We start from the raw sequence: 20,478 nt of genomic DNA, 5'->3' as shown, positions 1-20,478 counted from the left end.
AACCTTCTATACGACTCGGCGGTAACGACCGCGTATGCGAGACGTCTGTATCGTCGGTGGGGGCGTGGCCGGCCTCGCCGCCTCGATTTTCACTTCGCGCGCCGGGCTCGAGACGCTGGTCGTCGACAGCGGGGGACGAAATCCCCCGAGCAGCCGGACGCAGTCCGGCGACGCCGGCGGGTCCATCCTCAAGCGCAACGCCAGCCTCGAAAACTACCCCGGATTTCCGGACGGTATCGACGCCCGACACTACCTCCAGCTCACTCGGGAGCAGGCCAGGAACGCCGGTGCCGCGTTGGAACTCGGACGGGTGACCAGCGTCGACCCGATCGACGACACCGACCTCGAGAAGGGATTCGTCCTCGAAACCGAGGGCGGCGATCCGCTCGAGGCCCGCCGGGTGATCGCCGCCTCCTGGCCGAACAGCGACTTCCTCGAATCACTCGACGTCGGCCGGAAACAGCGCGGGAACAAACACTTCGTCAGCGTCGACGAGGGCGGCCGGACGGCGGTCGACGGCGTCTACGCCGCGGGCCGAATCGCGGACGAGCCCCACCAGGCGATCATCGCGGCCGGACACGGCGCGAAAGTGGGCTTCGCGGTGATTCACGACTCCGACGCGAACTTCTACCACGACTGGGTCGTCCCGGAGGGGTACTTCACCGGCCGCGGCCGCGAGGTACCCCCGGGCTGCGAGGAGATCGACGACGACGAACGGCGCGCTCGAGACGAGAAGGCGCGAGAGACGATGCTCGAGGCGCTTTCGGAGCCGCTGGACGAACGACCGACGACGCACCCGAGCGTCGATCGGGACTGATCGCGGTCCAAACCGCCGTCCTGCGCCGGCACGCCGGCCCGGGGAGTTATCACGAACCGCGATGGAGAGTCCACTATCACCGACGAGACCATGAACAGAACGACCCGACGAGACCGGGGTTCGGCACGCCTCCGAACGAGCGCGGAGCGGGAGGCGTTCGGCGCGGCCACCCACTACGCGCGAGCCCACGACCTCGAGACGCCGGCGGAGGCTCCGTATCTCGAGGCGCTCGAAGACGCTCGACGCGACATCCTTCGTCGATTCGTCCACGGCATCCTCCGAGGAAAACCAGCGGGCCTCCCCACGCCTCGCCTCGTCGAACCCGCTCTCTCCGAGCTTCCGGCGGAGCTGCCGCCGTTCGACGGCCTCGACGCGGATCGACTGCGCTCGCTCGCGGAACCCCTACCGGACCGATGTCGTCGACTCGCGCTCCTCTCGTTTCCCGCCTCCGAGACGCTTCTGGTGATCCCGGTCGCGGCGAGACGCGGCTACGACCGGTTCCGGCTTATCGGTCCGGTCCAGCAGTGGTCGCCGGATACAGTGTCGGCAAGGACGACTCCCACCGGAGCCGAACGGATCACGCACCCGGTCGATCTCGTCCCGCTCCTCGAGCGCGAAGGCGCGTTCAGCGACGCCGACCAGGCCACCCGGATCCGCGAGGAGGTCGCCGAGAGCGTCGCCAACCTCGCGCTGGCGCGGCTGGCCGGCCGCGTCCACTCGCGGGTCGTTCGGGACGGAACCGCCGGAGCGACCGACTCGGTCTTCGAGACGATTCAGACCGGCGTCTCGGCCGCCGATCCCGCCACCGCATTCGAGCGGATCGTCACCGACGGTCACCCGTTCCATCCCGCCGGGAAGATCCGGCGGGGGATGAACGCCGCCGACGGGCTCGCCTACGCGCCGGAGTTCACCGACCGAATCGACCTTCGGTTCGTCGCCGTCGACAGGGAGTACGCCCTGGAGACGCGTGCGGACGGCGCCGATCGGCTGACCGACCGACTGTACGCGACGTTCGCGGGACTCGAGGACGCCCTCGAGCGCGCGATTCCAGCGGGTCGCGCGCGCGAAGAATACGCTGTCATCCCCGTCCATCCGCTGCAGTACCACCGGACGATCCCAGAACGCTACGCTCGTCAGCGGGCCGACGGACGGGTCGTCCCGATTCCGGACTACGCTCAGCCGGCGACGCCGCAGCTCAACCTCCGGACGGTAGTTCCCCACGAAACCGAACGCACCGGAGGGAAACCGCTTCCTCACCTCAAGCTCGCGATCCCCGTCCAGACGACGAACGTCGTCCGGACGCTGTCGCCCCACGCCGTGACGAACGGGCCGCAGGTGACCGACGTCGTCCGAGCGCTCGAGGAACGGGAGTCACTCGAGACGCTCGGCTTGCTCTCCGAGCCGGCGGCGACCTGCTACTACCCGCCGGATGGACCCCATCCGAGCGGCGACGAGTTCGACGACGCCCGACACCTCTCGGGGCTGGCCCGAACGAATCCGTCCACTCACCCGCTCGTAGACGAGGGATCGGCGCCGGTCGTCGCTTCGAGTCTCGTCGCCGACGCGCCAACCACCGGCCGCCCCCTCGTCCGCGAGCTGATCGAACAGCACGGAGAGACGACGGACGCCGCCGACACCGCCGACGCGGCGCTCGCGTTCGTCGACCGGTACGCCCGCGTCGTCGTCCCCGAGCAGCTCCGACTGCTGTGCGTGTACGGCATCGCCGTCGAGAGCCACCTCCAGAACAGCCTGATCGTCTTCGACGTCGAGGACGCGCGCCCGGTCGCGACCCTCGTCCGCGATCTCGGCGGGATTCGAGTGCACCGGGAACGGCTCGCCGAACACGGACTCTCGCTCGAGCCGTATCCGGACTCGGACGTCGACGCCGACGGCGAGGGAGACCTCTACCGGAAGTTGTACTACGCGCTCTTCCAGAACCACCTCGCGGAACTCGTCGCGACGATCGCCGACGAACTCCCCGTCGACGAGCGAGCCTGCTGGGAACGGATCCAGGCCCGGTGCGAACGAGCCTTCGAGACGCTCCGAGCCGACGCGGCGGCTCCCGACGATCGGATCCGGCGCGACGAGCGCGCACTGTTCGCGGAGCCGACGACGCACAAGGCGCTGACCGCGATGCGTCTTCGCGGCAAGCGCCACGAGTACGTGACGAGCGAGGTGTCGAACCCGCTCTCCGCGGCCGGACGGCGGCGGATCGATCCGTAACCCGCTCGAGACGGCGACGGCTCGCTACGCTTAACACACCCCGAAAGAGAGTACCAGACGAATGCTCGAGGGAGTCAACGTCGCGCTCGGGGTGACGGGATCGATCGCGGCCGTGAAGACGGTCGAGCTAGCCCACGAGTTGCGGCGACACGGTGCCGCGGTCCGAGGCGTGATGACCGACAGCGCGCAGGGGATCGTCCACCCCTGGGCCGTCGAGTTCGCCACGGACGACGACGTCGTCACGGAGATCACGGGAAGCGTCGAGCACGTCGCCCTCTGCGGCTACGACGGCTGGGTCGACGTCTTCCTGATCGCGCCGGCGACCGCCAACACGGTCGGCAAGATCGCCGGCGCGGTCGACGACACGCCCGTCACGACGTGTGCGACGACCGCGCTCGGCGCCGACACCCCGGTCGTGATCGCGCCGGCGATGCACGAACCGATGTACGACCACCCCGGCGTGCTCGAGGCCATCGAGACCGTCGAGGACTGGGGCGTCGACTTCGTCGACCCGCGGATCGAAGAGGGGAAGGCGAAGATCGCGAGCGAGGAAGCGATCGTCACCGCCGTCGCCCGGTCGGCCGGCGACCGACCGCTCGAGGGTCGCCACGTCGTCGTTACCAGCGGCGCGACGAGCGAGGAGATCGATCCAGTCCGCGTCCTGACGAACCGCTCGTCGGGGAAGATGGGCCGGGCGGTCGCCAGGGCCTGTTCCGTTCGCGGCGCCGACGTGACGCTGGTTCACGGCGTCGTCGGCCCGCGACCGCTCGAGCAGGGCACCTCGACGGACGCCCCGTACGCCGAGTTGCGCCAGGTCGAGAGCGCCGAAGAGATGCTCGAAGAGACCGCCGAGGCCTGCACCGAGGCCGACGCGCTGGTGTCGGTCGCCGCGATCGGCGACTACACCGTCGATCCGAGCGCCGAGAAGATCCGGTCCGGCCAGGAACTCACGCTGGACCTCGAGCCGACGCCGAAGCTGATCGACGAGGTTCGCGCGGACCACCCCGATCTGCCCATCGTCGGGTTCAAAACCGAGACGTCGGGCGACGACGAGGCGATGATCGAGCGGGCGAGGGAGAGGCTCGAGCGGACCGACCTCGCGTTCGTCGTCGCCAACGACGCGAGCGTCATGGGGTCGGATCGGACGCGTGCGTTGCTGGTCCACGACGCGGACGCCGCGCGGTACGAAGGGACCAAGTCGGGGCTAAGTTTCGAGGTCGCCGACTCGATCGCAGCGGTGCTGGGCGACGGCGAACCGGGGACCTAACGGCGTTCGACGGCCGTCAAGAGAATTATATAGGTGGGGTTCATGCCCCAAATTAGTAGCTGTTCGAGCGGATTTGTGGTCAGATTCGACTCGTCTGACGAGGTGATCTCGGGTGGCCCAGCAACAACACAACGACGATGCCGACGATAGTGACGACGAGCTGCTCTCGAAGGGAGAGATATTCGAAGTTCTTCGCAACCAGCGACGGCGGTACGTCTTGCACTTTCTGAAACAGGACGAACGTCCGGTCGAACTCGGAGATCTCGCCCAGCAGATCGCAGCCTGGGAGTACGAAACGACGCTCGAGGGCGTCACGCCCGAACAACGCAAGCGAGTGTATACGACGCTCCAGCAGACACATCTCCCGAAGATGGACGAAGCGGGAATTCTCTCCTTCGACACCGACCAGGGAGTGATCGAGTCGACCGACCGAACCCGGGAGATCAGCGTCTACCTCGAGATCGTTCCCGGCCGGGAGTTCGCCTGGCGCGAACTGTACCTCTCGCTCGGAGCGATTAGCTGTGCACTCGTCGCCGGACTGTGGCTCGACGTCCCGGTGTTTACTGTCCTCTCGGATCTCGCCTGGGCGGGGGTCATCGCGCTCGTATTCACGGTGACGGCGGCCGTCCACATCTACCACGAGCGACACATGCGACTGGGCCACGGGGACCAGCCCCCGGAGCTCAGTTATCGTGTGGACGAGTGACAAGCCAGCTCCGGTCCGTATCGTCAACTTTTACTCCGGTACCGACTCACCCACGACATGGACCAGTTGAAGCAGTCGCTTCTCGACGCGCCCATCATCGAGAAAAACGGGTATCATTACTTCGTCCATCCGATCAGCGACGGGGTCCCGAAACTCGACCCGACCCTGCTGCGCGAGATCGTTATTCGCATCATTCGCAAGGCAGACCTCGAGGAAGTCGACCGGATCGTTACTCCGGCGGCGATGGGGATTCACATCTCGACGGCCGTCTCCCTGATGACGGACATTCCCCTGACCGTCATCCGGAAGCGCCAGTACGGTCTCGAAGACGAGGTCGCGATCTCCCAGAAGACGGGCTACTCGGAGAACGAGATGTACATCAACGACGTGCGCGAGGGCGAGCGCGTGCTCGTCCTCGACGACGTGCTCTCGACGGGCGGGACGCTCGCGTCCGTCCTCGAAGCGCTCGACGGCATCGGTGCGGAGGTCATCGACACGGTCGCGGTCATCAAGAAGGTCGGCGGCGAAAACAAGGTCGACGACGCCGGTTACGACGTCAAGACGCTGATCAACGTCGACGTCGTCGACGGTGAAGTCGTGATCGTCGACGAAGAGGGCGATTAGGTTAGCTCGCCGACCGTTCCAAGCAAAACTACTAAATCGGTTCTCTGTTTCTTCAACGAGTAACGAGGTATTTCGAACACTCGTACTCGATTCGGTGAGATTCTGGACGCTGGTCCGGACCAGTAACATCGAATTAGACGGGGTAAGTATTGCGCTGTCATGAAGCAATACATATATATACTTTCCCTACACACGAAGGTTCATGGTGCAGGATAACAAGCAGTCCTCCCTTACCGTCGATCGGCGGCGACTACTTCAAGGGGTTGGTGGAGTGAGTATCGCAGCAGTTGCTGGATGTCTCGGTGGCGAGGACGGGGACGACGATCCCACGTTCCACGTTCAGCTCGAAGTGAACGCCGACAACGACGACCGGGTGCAGATGGTCGAACTAATCTCCACGTCGCTGGAGGATTCGGGGTACTTCAGCACGGAGATCGAGACCTACGAGTGGAACAACTACATCGAGCGCGTGATGGACCTCGAGTACGCCGAGAGCGGGAACGTTCCCTGTATCGGCCTTTCGGGAACGTTCAATCCGGAGAGTTTCTGTCAGGCGCTTCACCACAGCACGAACCACGGACAGTGCTGTAACCTCGTCGGAATCAACGACTCTGAACTCGACGACCTGCTCGACGACGCCCGCTACGGCGTCGAGGTCTCGGGAGACGAGGACCTCCGTCGCGAGCGCTACGACGAGGTCTGGACGCATCTCGCCGAGAACCGCTACAGTTCGATCACCCACTTCGATCTCGTTGCAGGCGTGACGAACAACAACGTTCACGGGTTCAGCATGTACCCGTTCAGTGAGAGCATTTTCGAACACAGTCTGCACTCCCCCCAGGACGAGCAGGTCCTCTGGATGGACGAGGACGCGGATCCGCGGGAGACCGGCCTTTCGGATCTCCAGGAAGGGGGAACGCTCCGTGGTGGTATCGCCGCGAACGTTGCCTCGTTCGACCCGCCGTACAGCACCGACACGACCTCGACGCTCGCACAGGAGTTCGTCTTCGAACAGCTCGTCGCAAGTGACAAGGAGGGGAACCTCTACCCGTGGCTCGCCGAGGACTACGAACTCGAGGAGGTCAACGACGTCGAGCGACTCGACTACGAGGACTACATGTCCACGGTCGGAGCGGACGAGGAAGGAATCCTCGATACCGACGAGCAGGTCATCATCCGTCACCCCGAGGACGATCCGGTCGAGGACGACGAAATTCGCGTCCTCCTTCCCGGCGACGCCCAGGAAGCCATCGACGACGGCACCTTCGGGATGCGGTTCCGCTACGACCTCCACGAGGGCATCGAGTTCCACAACGGCGAAGAGTTCACGTCCGAGCACGTCATCGCGACCGTCGAACGATACTATGGCTCCGACCTCGAGGCCCAGACGTTCGACTCGCTGCTTCACGCCGAAGCGGACGGCGACAACACGGTTTACCTCTACGCGCAGATTCCCGACGCCGAGGCCGAGCGGGAGCTTCCAGGTCTGTACATCCACTCGCTCGAGCAGGCAGACCTCGAGGGCGGCGAGCTCGATCCACGGGGAGACGACGGCGTCGAACCGATCGGTACCGGTCCCTACGAGTTCAGCGATTTCTCGGACGAGCAGTACGTCGAGTACACCAAGAACGACAACTACTGGCTCGAAGAGATCGGTCTCGAGCAGAAGGAGTGGTTCGACGGTCCCGAAGAGTTCCCGGACGGTCCCGTCATCGACGAGGTCGAACTGGAGATCGCTCCGGACGACTCGAGCCGATCCGCCGCGCTGCAGAACGACGAGATCGACATTACGTACGGTCTCTCGACGGCCGACCTCGACGAGTTCGACGACTCCGGCGACTACGTCGTCGAAGCCGTCGAAGCGGGCGGGTACGAGTACATCCAGTACCCGGTTAACTCCGCCGACGACGAGATGCCCTGGGACGACGAGCGATTCCGTCAGGCTATCAACCACCTCATCCCCCGCGAACAGATCGTCGAGTACGTGCTGAACGACTGGGCCCGTCCGGCCTGGACCGACCTGCCGGAACTCGCCGAAGAGGCCGGCACCGTCGACGCCGACGCGCTCGAAGAGGAGATTCGACCGTACAACGAGTACGATCCCGAAGCCGCGGCGGAGTTGCTCGAAGAAGTGATCGCAGACCACGATCTCGAGTAAGGTCGCAGTACCGCGTCCTTTCCCGTCTTTCGTGCAAGATATATGATCTTACCATGAGCTTACGACGTTTCATACTGAAGCGACTGTTATCGATTATCCCGATCCTGTTCGGTGTCTCAGTGATTACGTTCTCGCTGGTACACCTTACGCCGGGAGATCCGATCGCCCAGATGGTTGCAATGAACCCGAACGTAACGGCGGCCGAAGAGGCCCAACTACGCGCCCGGTACGGTCTCGACGGACCGATCTGGGAGCAGTACCTGACCTGGATGGGGAACGTGTTGACCGGTGACTTCGGCCAAGTGATCGGCTCCGGCCGCGACGTTTCGGAGGTCGTGATGACGCGTCTCCCCGAGACGATCGCCCTCGGTCTTTTCGGCTGGGCGTTCGGACTCGCGATCGCGATCCCCTCCGGGATTTACGCGGCCATCAACAAGGACAAGTTCGCCGACACCGCCAGCCGGTTCCTCGCGCTCTCGGGCATCTCGATCCCGAACTTCTGGCTCGGCCTGATGCTGATCCTGATCGGCGCACTCTGGATCGGACTGTGGCCCGTGTTGCCGCCCTCGAGACACGCGCTGTACCATCCCCAGATGCTGTGGTACCTGGTACTGCCCGGTATCACGATCGGGACCGCCGCCGCGGCGAGTATCATGCGCGTGATGCGCACGTCGATGGCCGAGGAGATGAACAAGGAGTACGTGACCGCCGCGCGAGCGAAGGGACTCCCGGAGCGAACGGTCGTCCTCAAGCACGTCCTCCGAAACTCGCTCATCTCCGTCGTCACGCTCGCCGCGACGCTGACCGCGAGTATCGTCGCCGGTTCGGTCGTCGTCGAGGTGGTGTTCAACTGGCCGGGGCTCGGTCGGGAGTTCATCACGGCGATCGACGAACGAGAGATAAATCTCATCATGGCGATCACGCTGTTTACCGGCGTGTTCATCATCATCGCGAATCTGCTGGCAGACATCCTGTACGCGGTACTCGATCCGAGGATCAGATATGACTAGCAACGAGCACACGGAACGTGGACGGATCCAGGTTTCCGGATTCGACGCAGAGAAAGTACGACGACGGGAACCGTTATCCGGATGGACCGAGGAGAGCGGGAGAGAGACCGAGAGCCGACTGGGACGAGCCTGGAAACGATTCAAGCACAACCGGTCCGCGCTGATCGGCCTCTTCGTCGTCGCCGTCCTCTCTCTGTGCGCACTCTTCGCGCGTCCGATCACGGTCGTGGGGATGACGGTCCAGCCGTTCTCGCTGGCGCCGTACGATCCGACGACGATCATGTATATGACGCCGGAGTCCTCTGCGGGAGTCTACGACTCGCCGACACTCGAACACCCGATGGGGACCGACGGCTCCGGGCGCGACCTGTTCTCGCGCGTCCTCTACGGCGGCCGATACAGCATCTCGATCGGCTTCGTCGTCGTCGCGCTCACCGGCGTCTTCGGACTGGTCTACGGTGCCATCTCCGGCTACTACGGCGGCTGGGTCGACGAAATCATGATGCGAATCGTCGACACCGTCTACGCGTTCCCGGCGCTCATCCTGGCGCTGATCATCGTCGCGATTCTCGGCGGTGGCTACTGGCAACTCGTCGCCGCGTTCACCCTCCCTGGCTGGGTTACGTACGCACGTCTCATCCGCGGGGAGGTTCTGACCGTCAAAGAGAACGAGTACGTCATGGCCGCGAAGGCGCTCGGCGCACGTGATCGATCCGTCATCTTCAGACACATCGTCCCGAACGCGATGCCACCGATGATCGTCGTTGCGACGCTCAACATCGGTACCGTCGTCATCGGCGTCGCTGCGCTCGGATTCCTCGGTCTCGGGATGCCGCCCGGCAGCGCCGAGTGGGGGACGATGCTGGATCAGACCCGCGATACGCTGATCCAGGGCCCCGAGGGGGCGATCCCCTGGTGGGCGACGATCTTCCCTGGCGGCGCGATCTTCCTGTTCGTGATGGCGATGAACATGATCGGTGACGGCATCAACGACGCGTTCGACGCCCAGGAGACCGGCATCGAACAGCAAGGAGGTGGCTAACTATGGCACTACTCGAGGTCAACGATCTCACGGTAAAGTTCTACACGCAAGAAGGAGTCGTCACCGCCGTCGACGACCTCTCGTATCGTATCGAGCGCGGCGAGAAGTTCGGCGTCGTCGGCGAGAGCGGTGCCGGCAAGAGCGTAACCGCGCTCTCACTGATGCGACTCATCGAGAGTCCGGGTCGGATCGAGAGCGGAGAGATCCTGTTCAAAGGGGAGGATCTTCTCGAGATGACCGAAGAGGAGATCCGGGACGTTCGTGGCAACGAGATCGCCATGATCTTCCAGGACGCACAGACGGCGCTCAACCCCGTCTACACCGTCGGCGAGCAGATCTCCGAGGCGGTCAGACACCACCTCGACTACGACGAGGAGGAAGCCCGCGAGCGGACGATTCAGCTGCTCGACACCGTCGGGATTCCGGAGGCCGAAGCGCGGTTCTCCGACTACCCGCACGAGTTCTCCGGCGGGATGCAACAGCGTGCGGTCATCGCGATGGCGCTCTCCTGTGACCCCGACCTACTCCTCTGTGACGAGCCGACGACCGCGCTCGACGTGACGATCGAGGCCCAGATTCTGGACGAACTCGAGTCGCTCGCAGACGAGTTCGATACGGCGATCCAGCTCATCACGCACGACCTCGGCGTCGTCGCCGAGGTCTGTGACCGAGTGATGGTCATGTACGCCGGGAAACCGGTCGAGAAGGCTCCCGTCGAGGAGCTCTACTACGATCCGAAACACCCCTACACGGTCGGGTTGATGAGTTCGATTCCACGAGTCGGCAACAAACGGGAGCGACTGCAGACCATCCCCGGCGCTATGCCGGACCTCGTCGAACTGCCGCCGGGCTGTAGCTTCCACCCGCGGTGTCCGTACGCCGAGGACGTCTGTACGAAACGGGAGCCGCCGCTGCTCGACCCGGAAACCGGCGCGAAAGCTACCGGTCCCAAGACCGAGCGCGCGGCCGCGTGTCTCGAGTACACCGGCGACCTGCAGGACGGCCTCGATTACTCCGTCGAGGTTCGTTCCGAGTCGGCCAAAGCCGAAGCCGGTGCCGGCGCAACCGCACCGAATCCGGAGCGTGATCGAAATGACTAGACCGAACGAAGAGCCCCTCCTGCGGGCCGAGAATCTGAAGAAGTACTACGACACCAGTGAGGGCGTCATCGACAATCTGCTCGGACGCTCGCAGTGGGTCAAGGCAGTCGACGGTATCGATCTCGAACTGTACGAGGGAGAGACCCTCGGCGTCGTCGGCGAGTCGGGTTGCGGAAAGAGTACGCTCGGCCGATCGTTGCTCCGACTGATCGAGCCGACGGAGGGGTCGGTGTACTACCAGAACCGAGTCGACTCCGGCGACTCGTCTCACCAGGAGGAGATCGAGGTGACCGACCTCTCGAGTTCGGAGCTCCGTGACCTCCGGAAGGACCTGCAGTACATCTTCCAGGATCCGTTCTCGAGTCTGAATCCGCGGCTCACCGTCGGCGACATCATCGGCGAGCCACTCGACATTCACGGCCTCGCCGAGGGGGAGGAACGAACGGAACGAATCTACGAACTCCTCGAGACCGTCGGACTGAGTCCCAGCCACGCTCACCGCTACCCCCACGAGTTCTCCGGCGGACAGCGCCAGCGCATCGGCATCGCTCGCGCGCTCGCGGTCGACCCCGAGATCATCGTCTGTGACGAACCGGTCAGCGCGCTCGACGTCTCGGTGCAGGCGCAGATCCTCAACCTGCTCGAGGACCTCCAGGAGGAGTTCGGACTCTCGTACATCTTCATCGCACACGACCTGAGCGTCGTCGAACACATCTCGGACCGCGTCGCCGTGATGTACCTCGGCGAGTTCGCGGAGATCGGGACGACCGAAGAGGTGTTCTCGCCGCCCCACCACCCGTACGCGGAGGCGCTGCTCTCGGCGATTCCCGAACCCGATCCCCTCTGGGAGGGTGAACAGATCCTTTTGCCCGGAACGGTTCCGTCGCCGATGAACCCGCCCTCGGGCTGTCGGTTCCACACGCGCTGTCCCCGCATCATCCCGCCCGACGAGATCGACCTGCCCCAGGACGTCTGGCGGTCGATCGTCGACCTCAAGTTACGGGTGATGGGCTCCGACGAACTCGAGTCGATCACCGCGGTCGACGAAATCGAGGGGACACAGGACGAACGGGTCGATCCGAACGCGGTGTCTCGCGACCGGTTCGGCGAACTGGTTCGCGACGAGTTCGGTATTCCCGAGACGGTGTCCGACTCCACGGCCGAACGAACCCTCTCGCAGATCGTCGACGCGCTTCACGCGGAAGACTTCGAGACCGCTCGAGGAGTGCTCGACGAGACGTTCACGTCCCCGTGCGAGGAGCACAATCCGGACCACGTCCGGACGGGTGAGACGCACGAGATCGCGTGTCTCCTGTACGACGACCGGTACGTCGACGGCGAGTTCCGCTCGTCGGGCGGCGGAACGGGCGACGCCGTCGCCGACGACTGACCGCTCTCGTTTTCGCCGTCTGGAATCGTATCCGAACGTTTTAGTCTCCGACACACCTGTACGCACCAATGCGTCGGATCTACGAGTCAGGGGCCCTCCGCCGTGACGACGACGAGCCGTTCTCGCCTCGGGAGCGAGAGGAGTCGGTCACGCCGCAGGCGATGCGCTCGGTCGACAGCACCGGGCTGAGCCGTCTCGTCGTTCCGAACTGGCTCCGCCATCGAGCGATCTCGGTCGACGTCTCGACGCCGCGGTCGACGTACCCGGCAGACGTCCCCATCCCGTTCCAGATCACGATGAGAAACGCGATGCCGTTTCCGATCACGATCACGGCGGAATCGCCGATCCTGTGGAGCTGGGAGGTCGACGGGGTCACCGAGGCGTCGCACGTCCCGCTTCACGATCCGCCGGACGAACGGCGCGGATTCGGGTTCGACCGCGGCGAGCGAAAACAGTTCAGAAAGCGGTGGCAACAGCGCTTCCGCGTGGCCGACGACGAGTGGGAGTCGGCCGAGCCGGGAACCCACACGATCGGCGCCGGACTCAACGTCGAGAACGCCGCCGAAAAGGGGTTGTACGACGAGACGACGGTCACCATCGAACCCGACTCGGAGTAACGCGTCGGGTCCTCCGTTGCTATTCTCACCGCGTCCACGGAAGCGGCGCGGCCTCGACCGACGAGTCGTAGCGGTGACACCGAACCGTGCGCTCGCGCTCGTCGCCTGGTTCCGGCTCGGCTCGTTCGCAGACGGTCGGAATCGCCTCGGCGAGTCGCGCCTGGGCGGCCTCGAGGTCGCCGTTGGCGAGCGATCGAACCGCGTCGTCGACGGCGCGCTCGACGGCCTCGTCCGGGATGGCGGGCGGCAGGTCGAACGTCGTTCGGACCGTCGACGAGTCGACGGACGGCTCGTCCGTTTCGACGGCGACCGTCTCGGGGAGTTGCCCCTCCTGGACGGCAAACCGAAACCGGGCGATCGTCCGCCAGCACTCTCTCGAGAGCGCCACGTCGCTCGGCGGGATCAGTTCCGGGCACCGGGTGTGAAACCGGCAGCCCGAGGGTGGATCGGCGGGATCCGGAACGGTCTCGGTCAGCGGCCGCACGAACTCCCGGTCGCTCGGATCGAGGCTCGGAACCGAGCCGAGCAGGACCCGGGTGTAGGGGTGTGCGGGTGACTCCAGCACCTCCACAGTCTCCCCCTTCTCGACGAGTTTGCCGAGATACATGACGCCGACCCGGTCGCAGAATCGGCGGACGACGTCGATGTCGTGACTGATACACAGCACCGCGATGTCGAACTCCCGGCGGAGTTCGTCGAGCAGCGCGAGGATATCCGACTTGACGCGACCGTCCAGCGCGCTCGTCGGTTCGTCGGCGACGATCAGATTCGGGTTGAGGACGAGCGCGCGAGCGATCGCGATGCGCTGTTTCTGTCCGCCGGAGAACTCGTGCGGGAACCGATCGGCGTCGGCGGCCTCGAGCCCCACTCGGTCGAGGAGGTCCGCGACGATCGCGCGACGGCGGTCGCCGTCGTCCATTCCGTGGAGCGCGAGCGGTTCGGCGACGGCCTCGCCGACCGTCATCCGCGGGTTGAACGCGTCGTTCGGATCCTGTACGACCAACTGCGCTCGTCGTCTGAATCGCCGGAGATCGGCGCCGGTGAGTTCCGTCACTCGCTCGCCGTCGAAGCGGATCTCGCCGCCCGTCGCCTCTTCGAGTCGAAGGATCGAGTGGGCCGTCGTCGTCTTGCCGCTGCCGGACTCCCCGACGAGTCCGAACGCCTCCCCGGGACGGATCCCGAAGCTCACGCCGTCGACGGCTCGAACCCGGCCGGTTTCCCGCCGGAGCCACCCCTCCGTAATCGGAAAGTGCGTCTCGAGGCCCTCGACCTCGAGCAGCGCCGACTCGTCCTCGCGCGGCGCCTCGCCCTCCTCGTGACCGGCGGTCCGTTCAGTCATCGTCACCCTCCGTCGAAGCGGGCCGCGCCGCCGCGGCGTCGGCCAGCACCGGCGTCGGGTCCCGTCCGGGGCCGTAGTGCACGCAGGAGACGCCGTGCGTCTCGCGGTCGCCGACGGCGTACGACGGGGGCTGTTCGCCGCCGGTACAGGCGTCGACCGCGTGCGGACACTCCGCGCGGAACCGGCAGCCGTCTCCCGGAACGTCTCCCCGGGCAGTTCGGTCACCCTGGGCCGAGCAGCCGGTGTAGCTCTCGAAGAGCGCCTGCGTGTAGGGGTGTGCCGGGCGGTCGAACAGCTCCTCGAGCGGTCCGCGTTCGACGATCGTTCCGCCGTACATCACGAGCAACCGATCGGCGAGGGCGGCGGCGACCCGCAGGTCGTGGGTGATCAACAGCACGGACGTTCCGCCGTCGGTCAGCTCCCTGAGGAGTTCGATCAGGCGGGCCTGGACGGTGACGTCGACGGCCGTGGTCGGCTCGTCGGCGATCAGCAGTTCGGGATCGGATGCCAGGGCGATCGCGATCGCGGCGCGTTGGCACATTCCGCCGGAGAACTCGTGGGGATAGTCGTCGATCCGGCTGTCGGCTCGCGGAATGCCGACCCGTCGGAGGAGATCGATCGCGCGCTCGCGCGCGGCCGACGCGGAAACGTCGTCGTGGATCGTGATCGCTTCGGCGAGTTGATCGCCGATCGTATAGACCGGGTCGAGCGCGCTCTGTGGGTTCTGGAAGACGTGTGCGATCCGGTCGCCGCGAATCCGACGGAGTCGTTCGTCGCCGGCCTCGAGCAGCGAGTGACCGTCGAACTCGACGCTTCCGCCGACGACGTCCGCCGGCGGCTCGGGGAGGATACCGGTCAGGGAGTTGCAGGTGACGCTCTTGCCGCTGCCGGACTCCCCGACGAGACAGACCGTCTCGCCGCGACCGAGTTCGAAGCTGACGCCGTCGACGGCCCGGATCGTCCCCTGATCGGTTCGGATGTGCGTGCGAAGGCCGTCGACCGACAGCAGCGGGTTCTCTCGAGCCTGTTCTCGTTGCATCGGTGGGCGGTGTTCTGTCGACATCGGTCTCAGTGGTTGTCGCGTGGATCGAGCGCGTCGCGAACGCCGTCGCCGACGAGTTTGAGCGACGCGAGCGTGAGCGTGAGGGCCATCGCGGGGAGCGTCGAAACCCACCAGATCTCGTGTGGGTGCATCGAGAGGCCGATTCCCGAGAAGTGCGGATCGAGCCCCTCCTGCATCGTCGATCCCCAGGAGTAGAGCTCGATGTGGTGGAAGCCGAGGAAGGCGACGCCGGCTTCGACGAGCACCAGCAGCGCGAGCAGGTGGAATATCGCGGGCACGAGCGTGTTCGTGATGTTGGGGACGATGTGGCGTTTCGCGATGTACGAACGCGAGGCGCCGAGACTGCGTGCAACGAGCACGTAGCCGTCCTCCCGGCGCTGTAGCGTCTCGCTTCTGACGAGGCGGGCGATACCACCCCAGCTGAGCAGTCCGAACGTGACCAGCAACAGGAGCAGGGAGACATTCCAGTACATGTAGCCGATGAAGAAGACCACGATCGCCGGGATACACAGCTGGACGTCGACGTAGCTCATCAGCAGATCGTCGACGAGGCCGCCGCGGAAGCCGGCGACGACCCCGGCGACCGTCGCGAGCGGAACGACGAACGCGGCGGTAAAGACGAGCACAGTGAGAGTGACGCGCGCCCCCTCGACGAGGAGGTGCCCCATCGGATGACCGCGCTGGTTCGTTCCTAGCGGGTACGCCGCGGTCCCGTCACAGTAGCGGGTGATCCCCTCTCCCTCCGTAATCTCTCCGAGGCACTCCGCGTGCCAGCCGTTCACGCTCGTAAAGCCGTACGGGGCGTGAAACCGGTGCTGGAAGGCGAGATCCGGCGATCCGAGGACGACCGAGCCGAGAACGGCGACGAGCGAGAGGCCCAGCAGAAACGTCGCGCCGGCCGCGTGAACCGGTCGAGCGAAGAGACGACGCAGCAAGCGAGCCAGTAGCGTCCGATTCCGAACGGCGGGCACCAGTCCGAACGAGCCGAGAACGACCGTTCCCAGGAACATCACCCAGTCGAGTCGATCGAACGTGCGGCCGGTGACGTCGATACCGGCGATCTCGAGGACGTAGATACAGCCGACGACTACCAGCCCGACGAGAAACGCCGCCCGCGTCGGCGTGAGGAACTGGCGCGACCCGTCGAGGTCGTCCCACTCCACGTCCTCGAAGCGGTGGGGATCGCCAGCGTCACTCATGAAAGCTAATCGAAAGGTGCGACCGATATATAATAAAACTATGTTATATACCGGTCACAATCGGCCGGGCGAAGAGCGTCAGAAATCCGATACGCTTTTCGTCTGACACTCGGTATCAGCGGGCAATGCGGTCCCGTTCAGCCGTCGACTCGCACGAATTTCGTCTGCGATTCCGGTCGCTCGACCTGCCGGTTCCGCGGCGGAGGTGGGCGCCGTGAGCGTGCTGCGGATCGTCGCGAAGCGAGTCGCGCTGGGCGCCGTCGCCGCGTGGGCGGTGCTGACGGCGGTGTTCGCCGCGTTCACCGTGAGCCGCGACTGGGTCGAAGGTGGAATCGAGGGAACGATGCGGTTTCAGGGAGCCAGCGAGGGGGAAGTCGAAAACGCCGTCAACGAGTACCTCGCGACGCACGGACTCGACCGTCCGCTGTGGGAACAGTACGTCGACTGGATGGGAAGCATGCTCACGCTCGACTGGGGGGACTCGTTTTTCATCGGCAGCGATCCGCAGTCGAACGCGGCACTCTTCGAGACCGGCGACCCCGTGTTCCCCATGGTGATGGAGGCCGCCGCTCGAACGGCGATCTACGTTCTCCCGGCGATTGCGATCGCCGTCCTGCTGGGAACGCTGATCGGACTGTACGCCGCGTTGCGTCCCCAGCGTCGACTCGCAAAATCGGGGTCGGGGACCGCCTACCTGCTGTTTGCGGTGCCGAACTTCTGGATCGGCGGGATGGCGCTCTCGCTGGCCGCTGGCGGTCGGATCCCTCACTCGAGTCTGGCGTTCGAACACCTGCTACCGATCGCGTTGACCGCGACGACGCTGCTCGGTGCGTACGTAAGCTACGCGCGCGCACACTCCCTCGAGTACTCGAGCGCCGAGTTCGTGACCCTCGTTCGGGCAAAAGGAGCGGGACCGATTCGCGTCGCGAGACACATCGTCCGAAACGCGGCGATCCCGCTGTTCTCGATGTTGTTTACGGAGGTCCTCGCCCTGCTCGTCCTCGCCGTCTTCGTGATCGAGTCGTTGTTCCAGATCGACGGCTTCGGACTGTTGCTCTTCGAAGCGATCCACCTGCGGGATCTCCCGGTCGTGCTGGGCTGTACGCTCGTCATCATCGGGGTCGGCATCGTCGGGAACATCGTCCAGGACGTCGCCTACAGCGGCCTCGATCCGCGAGTCGACACCGGAACCCGCTGACTCGAGCGGTCGACGGTGACGACCGTCGACGCTCTCAGGGCTCGACTCCGCCGTCCGTCCCGCCGATCTCGGTCGGATCGATCTCGAGCAGCGGCGCCGAACACCCCTCGCAGTTGAGCGCGAGCACCTCGTACGATCGGCAACACGACTCGATGGTGTCTTCACTCATCGTGATCCGCCCGCCGCAGGCCGGACAGGAGCCGTGGAACGATCGCAGCACCTCGAGCAGTTCGATGCGCTGGCCCTGCGGAACCTCCGTCCAGCGGTCGGTCAGTTCTGATAGCGCCTGGTGGGTCGCAAGGTCGGCGGCGAGCGCGGCCTCTGACGGCCACTTGTGAATCCGACGACCGATCTTGACGGCGGGATAGGATCGGTCCTCGAGGGTCACCGACTCGGGTTCGATACCGTACAGATCGGCGACGAGCGCTCGATCGAGCGGTTCCTCGGGAAGGCCCGCCACTCGGTCGTCGATCATGTCCGCGAGTTCGTCGGTGAAACAGAGATCGTCCTGGGTTTCACACGGCTCGACGGCGTCGACCTCGAGGAGGAACTGTTCGGGATCGACCGCGCTCTCCTGTTGGCGCTCGAACTCGTCGACGACCGCCGGTTCTCCCTCCGCCGACTGCTCTCGCTCCGCTCGCTGGCGTTCCTCGAGCGGATGCTTGTCGAACTGTGCGAGCACCCGATCCGGAAAGTACCGCTTCGTCAGCGTCGGCGTTCCGGGAACGAGATACCCGCGAAGGGCGATCGCGGCGAGCGACCCCGCGAAGGTGAGGACGCCGCCCCTCCGCGAGACGATCCCGACGAGGGCACTCGCGGCGGCGGCGATCAGAACGTTGACGATCGTACACGGTACACACCGGTTCTCGCCGGTGTACTCCGAATTTTGGAGCTCGGAAAGCACGTCTCGGACCGAATCTGTCATGCCAACCGGTTGTGACCGGGTGACCAAAAACGGGCGGGCTCGAGTGCGTCGTCGGCTCCCGGCGCTCGTCACAGCCACCGGACTGGTCGCGGTTCAGTCTCGAACGTTCGAGTTGACTCCTCACACCGTGGCACAACTCGCGACCTAAGTAACGAGGTATGAGGTATATCTCTATAGAATCGATAGAGGTGACCAGTGGGAGACTATATCGAATGTATCGATTGTGACTTCGTTCTTTTAGCTGCCAATGGGAGAGACCCGATCCCAAAACGGCAGGACGTGTGTCCAAACTGTAACAAAAGCAATTTCCAGTTTACTGACGGCTGAGGCGGCTCTGCTGGCCGGGGTTCCGCGTACGGTTGCTCTTCGCCGGCGGTTGCAGCAAGCGTATCGCGGGCAGTAAATTTGAGCGATGCCGATTTCGGCCGCTTCGTTCCATCGTCGTCTCCTTCAAATCTACTCGTCGTACTTTCGACGCTCGCGACACTCATCGTGGTTCGAGAGAGCTTCGCTCGTCATCACGAAACGGCGAAGCCGTTTCGAACGGTTCCGTTCTTCGTTGTTGTTCGCGTCGAGAAGTATCGAGAGTAGATTTGAACCACGCCGAGACGTCCTCGCTACGCTGCGGCGTCTCGTCCGATTCAAACTACTCCGTGCTATGAATGGCGCTCACGAACTTGTTCGCGCCAAAACATAGCGGGAGGTAGATTTGAACTACCGATCTGCGGGTTATGAGCCCGCCGGAATCTCCTGGCTATCCCATCCCGCTATCACATCATAACCCGGTGCGCTAGTTAAGGGTTGTGATTCGACCGCCGTATGTGGGTTTCTACCGCTACTCTCGATGCACCTTCCACGTGTAGAGACTCTCACAGGTGTAGTTGACGAAGAAGCCGATCGCCATTCCGATCACGTTCGCCGTCACGTACCAGACCCCGAACTGATGGTACAGTACCCAGAGAACCGAAAGCGCCACAAGCAGGCCCCCGAGCCGGACCAGATTCGACCGCAGGAACCGCTTTCCGAGCGCTCGAGCCGACATCGTTCCGTGACTGGCGAACGTCCACCGCTCGTTGATCGCGAAGATGACTGCGATGGCGAGCTCCCAGGCGATCGTCTTCGCGACGACCGGTCCCAGAACCGTCAGTTCGACCAGTGCGAAGAGGACGGCGTTGTCCACGGTCGCCCCCACGAGGCCGACGCCGGCGAACTGTGTGAATCGCGTCGTCGAGAGCAACGCCCGAAATCGTATTCGAATGGCGTCGACGGGTGAACGTGACATCGTCGCTGGTTCAGATACGGCACTCGAGTCGGTCGCCGTCGGTCGGTAGTGAGAGGTGAACCGCGCCTGGACGGGTCGATCCCCGGAGTCTCCTCGTCCGTGATCGGGGAGACCCCTCGCCGGGACGGGCGACGGATACGGTCGGTGGATCGGTGCTGCTCGTCACCCCCGGCTCACAGCGCGAGATCGGCCTTCGGTCGAACGACGTCGACGGCTTCGGCGTCGGCGCGGTCGACGTCGAGGAAGTGTGGGGTGAAGTTTCGCTTCTCGAAGTCCTCGAACTCGTCTTCGGTGCCGACAGTGCACCACAGCTGGACCTTCTCGGGGCCGTGCCACTCGCCGTTCCGGCTGATGGCGAAACAGACCACCTCCTCCCCCTCGTACTCGATGATGGCCCCCTTCCGAATGCCGGGGTCCCCGTGAATGATCAGGCGCTTCATGCGGGTGCGTTTACGCGAGAGGGGATTAAACGCTTCGAAGGCGGAGGGGCGAACGGCGACGACGAACCAAACGGGTTT

General features: G+C 64.7%; 18 protein-coding genes and 1 tRNA gene. 12 read left to right on the top strand and 7 right to left on the bottom strand.

The window, feature by feature from the left end; translation table 11 throughout:
• Positions 1-34 precede the first annotated feature (34 nt).
• From NED97_RS04290 to NED97_RS04240, 11 genes are all read left to right on the top strand, one after another.
• Complete coding sequence (locus NED97_RS04290) at positions 35-817, top strand: NAD(P)/FAD-dependent oxidoreductase (RefSeq protein ID WP_252489489.1); 783 nt, start codon at positions 35-37, stop codon at positions 815-817.
• A 90-nt stretch (positions 818-907) separates the two neighbouring features.
• Entirely contained in the window at positions 908-3,040 is a 2,133-nt protein-coding gene (locus NED97_RS04285) for an IucA/IucC family protein (protein ID WP_252489488.1), read from the top strand.
• Between the two features lie 61 nt (positions 3,041-3,101).
• Positions 3,102-4,307, top strand: a complete 1,206-nt coding sequence (coaBC, locus tag NED97_RS04280) for a bifunctional phosphopantothenoylcysteine decarboxylase/phosphopantothenate--cysteine ligase CoaBC (protein WP_252489487.1) — start codon at positions 3,102-3,104, stop codon at positions 4,305-4,307.
• A gap of 112 nt (positions 4,308-4,419) precedes the next feature.
• A complete protein-coding gene (locus NED97_RS04275; protein WP_252489486.1) occupies positions 4,420-5,013 on the top strand; it encodes a DUF7344 domain-containing protein in 594 nt (197 codons plus the stop codon).
• 57 nt (positions 5,014-5,070) lie between these two features.
• Complete coding sequence (gene hpt, locus NED97_RS04270) at positions 5,071-5,637, top strand: hypoxanthine/guanine phosphoribosyltransferase (RefSeq protein ID WP_252489485.1); 567 nt, start codon at positions 5,071-5,073, stop codon at positions 5,635-5,637.
• A gap of 202 nt (positions 5,638-5,839) precedes the next feature.
• On the top strand, positions 5,840-7,795 hold the full coding sequence (locus NED97_RS04265) for an ABC transporter substrate-binding protein (protein ID WP_252489484.1): 1,956 nt from the start codon (positions 5,840-5,842) through the stop codon (positions 7,793-7,795).
• 53 nt (positions 7,796-7,848) lie between these two features.
• Entirely contained in the window at positions 7,849-8,805 is a 957-nt protein-coding gene (locus NED97_RS04260; protein ID WP_252489483.1) for an ABC transporter permease, read from the top strand.
• Positions 8,798-9,847: an ABC transporter permease gene (locus NED97_RS04255; RefSeq protein WP_252489482.1), complete on the top strand. Its 1,050-nt coding sequence runs from the start codon at positions 8,798-8,800 to the stop codon at positions 9,845-9,847. The genes NED97_RS04260 and NED97_RS04255 overlap by 8 nt, the downstream gene beginning before the upstream one ends.
• Positions 9,848-9,849: 2 nt before the next feature.
• Complete coding sequence (locus tag NED97_RS04250; protein ID WP_252489481.1) at positions 9,850-10,947, top strand: ABC transporter ATP-binding protein; 1,098 nt, start codon at positions 9,850-9,852, stop codon at positions 10,945-10,947.
• Positions 10,940-12,337, top strand: coding sequence for an ABC transporter ATP-binding protein (locus tag NED97_RS04245; RefSeq protein WP_252489480.1), 1,398 nt, complete (start codon positions 10,940-10,942; stop codon positions 12,335-12,337). The genes NED97_RS04250 and NED97_RS04245 overlap by 8 nt, the downstream gene beginning before the upstream one ends.
• A gap of 68 nt (positions 12,338-12,405) precedes the next feature.
• Complete coding sequence (locus tag NED97_RS04240; RefSeq protein WP_252489479.1) at positions 12,406-12,954, top strand: hypothetical protein; 549 nt, start codon at positions 12,406-12,408, stop codon at positions 12,952-12,954.
• 25 nt (positions 12,955-12,979) lie between these two features.
• On the opposite strand, the gene NED97_RS04235 is transcribed toward NED97_RS04240, so the two are convergent.
• The 3 genes from NED97_RS04235 to NED97_RS04225 are packed head-to-tail and all read right to left on the bottom strand — an operon-like array spanning position 12,980 to position 16,555.
• Positions 12,980-14,293, bottom strand: coding sequence for an ABC transporter ATP-binding protein (locus tag NED97_RS04235; protein ID WP_252489478.1), 1,314 nt, complete (start codon positions 14,291-14,293; stop codon positions 12,980-12,982).
• A complete protein-coding gene (locus NED97_RS04230) occupies positions 14,286-15,332 on the bottom strand; it encodes an ABC transporter ATP-binding protein (protein ID WP_252489477.1) in 1,047 nt (348 codons plus the stop codon). The genes NED97_RS04235 and NED97_RS04230 overlap by 8 nt, the downstream gene beginning before the upstream one ends.
• 29 nt (positions 15,333-15,361) lie before the next feature.
• The gene (locus NED97_RS04225) at positions 15,362-16,555 is read right to left on the bottom strand and encodes an ABC transporter permease (protein WP_252489476.1); all 1,194 of its coding nucleotides are present in this window, start codon (positions 16,553-16,555) and stop codon (positions 15,362-15,364) included.
• Between the two features lie 214 nt (positions 16,556-16,769).
• Between NED97_RS04225 and NED97_RS04220 the strand changes: the two genes are divergently transcribed.
• Positions 16,770-17,753: an ABC transporter permease gene (locus tag NED97_RS04220; protein ID WP_252489475.1), complete on the top strand. Its 984-nt coding sequence runs from the start codon at positions 16,770-16,772 to the stop codon at positions 17,751-17,753.
• A 34-nt stretch (positions 17,754-17,787) separates the two neighbouring features.
• Here the strand turns inward: NED97_RS04220 and NED97_RS04215 are convergent, their stop codons facing one another.
• From NED97_RS04215 to NED97_RS04200, 4 genes are all read right to left on the bottom strand, one after another.
• The gene (locus NED97_RS04215; RefSeq protein WP_252489474.1) at positions 17,788-18,678 is read right to left on the bottom strand and encodes a hypothetical protein; all 891 of its coding nucleotides are present in this window, start codon (positions 18,676-18,678) and stop codon (positions 17,788-17,790) included.
• Between the two features lie 694 nt (positions 18,679-19,372).
• Positions 19,373-19,447, bottom strand: a tRNA-Met gene (locus NED97_RS04210).
• Positions 19,448-19,513: 66 nt separating this feature from the next.
• Positions 19,514-19,960: a GtrA family protein gene (locus tag NED97_RS04205; RefSeq protein ID WP_252489473.1), complete on the bottom strand. Its 447-nt coding sequence runs from the start codon at positions 19,958-19,960 to the stop codon at positions 19,514-19,516.
• Between the two features lie 173 nt (positions 19,961-20,133).
• Positions 20,134-20,400 carry an HAH_0734 family protein gene (locus NED97_RS04200; protein WP_252489472.1) on the bottom strand — a complete coding sequence of 89 codons (267 nt, stop codon included), beginning with the start codon at positions 20,398-20,400 and terminating at the stop codon, positions 20,134-20,136.
• Between the last annotated feature and the right edge of the window lie 78 nt (positions 20,401-20,478).

Origin of the sequence: Natronococcus sp. CG52, assembly GCF_023913515.1 — an archaeon.
GTDB classification, from domain to species: Archaea; Halobacteriota; Halobacteria; order Halobacteriales; family Natrialbaceae; genus Natronococcus; species Natronococcus zhouii.
Note: the sequence above shows the minus strand (reverse complement) of the source record. Positions and strands in the feature narration are given on the sequence as shown.

Coding starts and splice junctions, on each gene's coding strand:
- NED97_RS04235 (WP_252489478.1), bottom strand. CDS start 14,293: ATGACTGAACGGACCGCCGGTCACGAGGAGGGCGAGGCGCCGCGCGAG.
- NED97_RS04200 (WP_252489472.1), bottom strand. CDS start 20,400: ATGAAGCGCCTGATCATTCACGGGGACCCCGGCATTCGGAAGGGGGCC.
- NED97_RS04265 (WP_252489484.1), top strand. CDS start 5,840: ATGGTGCAGGATAACAAGCAGTCCTCCCTTACCGTCGATCGGCGGCGA.
- NED97_RS04250 (WP_252489481.1), top strand. CDS start 9,850: ATGGCACTACTCGAGGTCAACGATCTCACGGTAAAGTTCTACACGCAA.
- NED97_RS04290 (WP_252489489.1), top strand. CDS start 35: ATGCGAGACGTCTGTATCGTCGGTGGGGGCGTGGCCGGCCTCGCCGCC.
- NED97_RS04230 (WP_252489477.1), bottom strand. CDS start 15,332: ATGCAACGAGAACAGGCTCGAGAGAACCCGCTGCTGTCGGTCGACGGC.
- hpt (WP_252489485.1), top strand. CDS start 5,071: ATGGACCAGTTGAAGCAGTCGCTTCTCGACGCGCCCATCATCGAGAAA.
- NED97_RS04240 (WP_252489479.1), top strand. CDS start 12,406: ATGCGTCGGATCTACGAGTCAGGGGCCCTCCGCCGTGACGACGACGAG.
- NED97_RS04255 (WP_252489482.1), top strand. CDS start 8,798: ATGACTAGCAACGAGCACACGGAACGTGGACGGATCCAGGTTTCCGGA.
- NED97_RS04245 (WP_252489480.1), top strand. CDS start 10,940: ATGACTAGACCGAACGAAGAGCCCCTCCTGCGGGCCGAGAATCTGAAG.
- NED97_RS04225 (WP_252489476.1), bottom strand. CDS start 16,555: ATGAGTGACGCTGGCGATCCCCACCGCTTCGAGGACGTGGAGTGGGAC.
- NED97_RS04215 (WP_252489474.1), bottom strand. CDS start 18,678: ATGACAGATTCGGTCCGAGACGTGCTTTCCGAGCTCCAAAATTCGGAG.
- NED97_RS04205 (WP_252489473.1), bottom strand. CDS start 19,960: ATGTCACGTTCACCCGTCGACGCCATTCGAATACGATTTCGGGCGTTG.
- NED97_RS04260 (WP_252489483.1), top strand. CDS start 7,849: ATGAGCTTACGACGTTTCATACTGAAGCGACTGTTATCGATTATCCCG.
- coaBC (WP_252489487.1), top strand. CDS start 3,102: ATGCTCGAGGGAGTCAACGTCGCGCTCGGGGTGACGGGATCGATCGCG.
- NED97_RS04285 (WP_252489488.1), top strand. CDS start 908: ATGAACAGAACGACCCGACGAGACCGGGGTTCGGCACGCCTCCGAACG.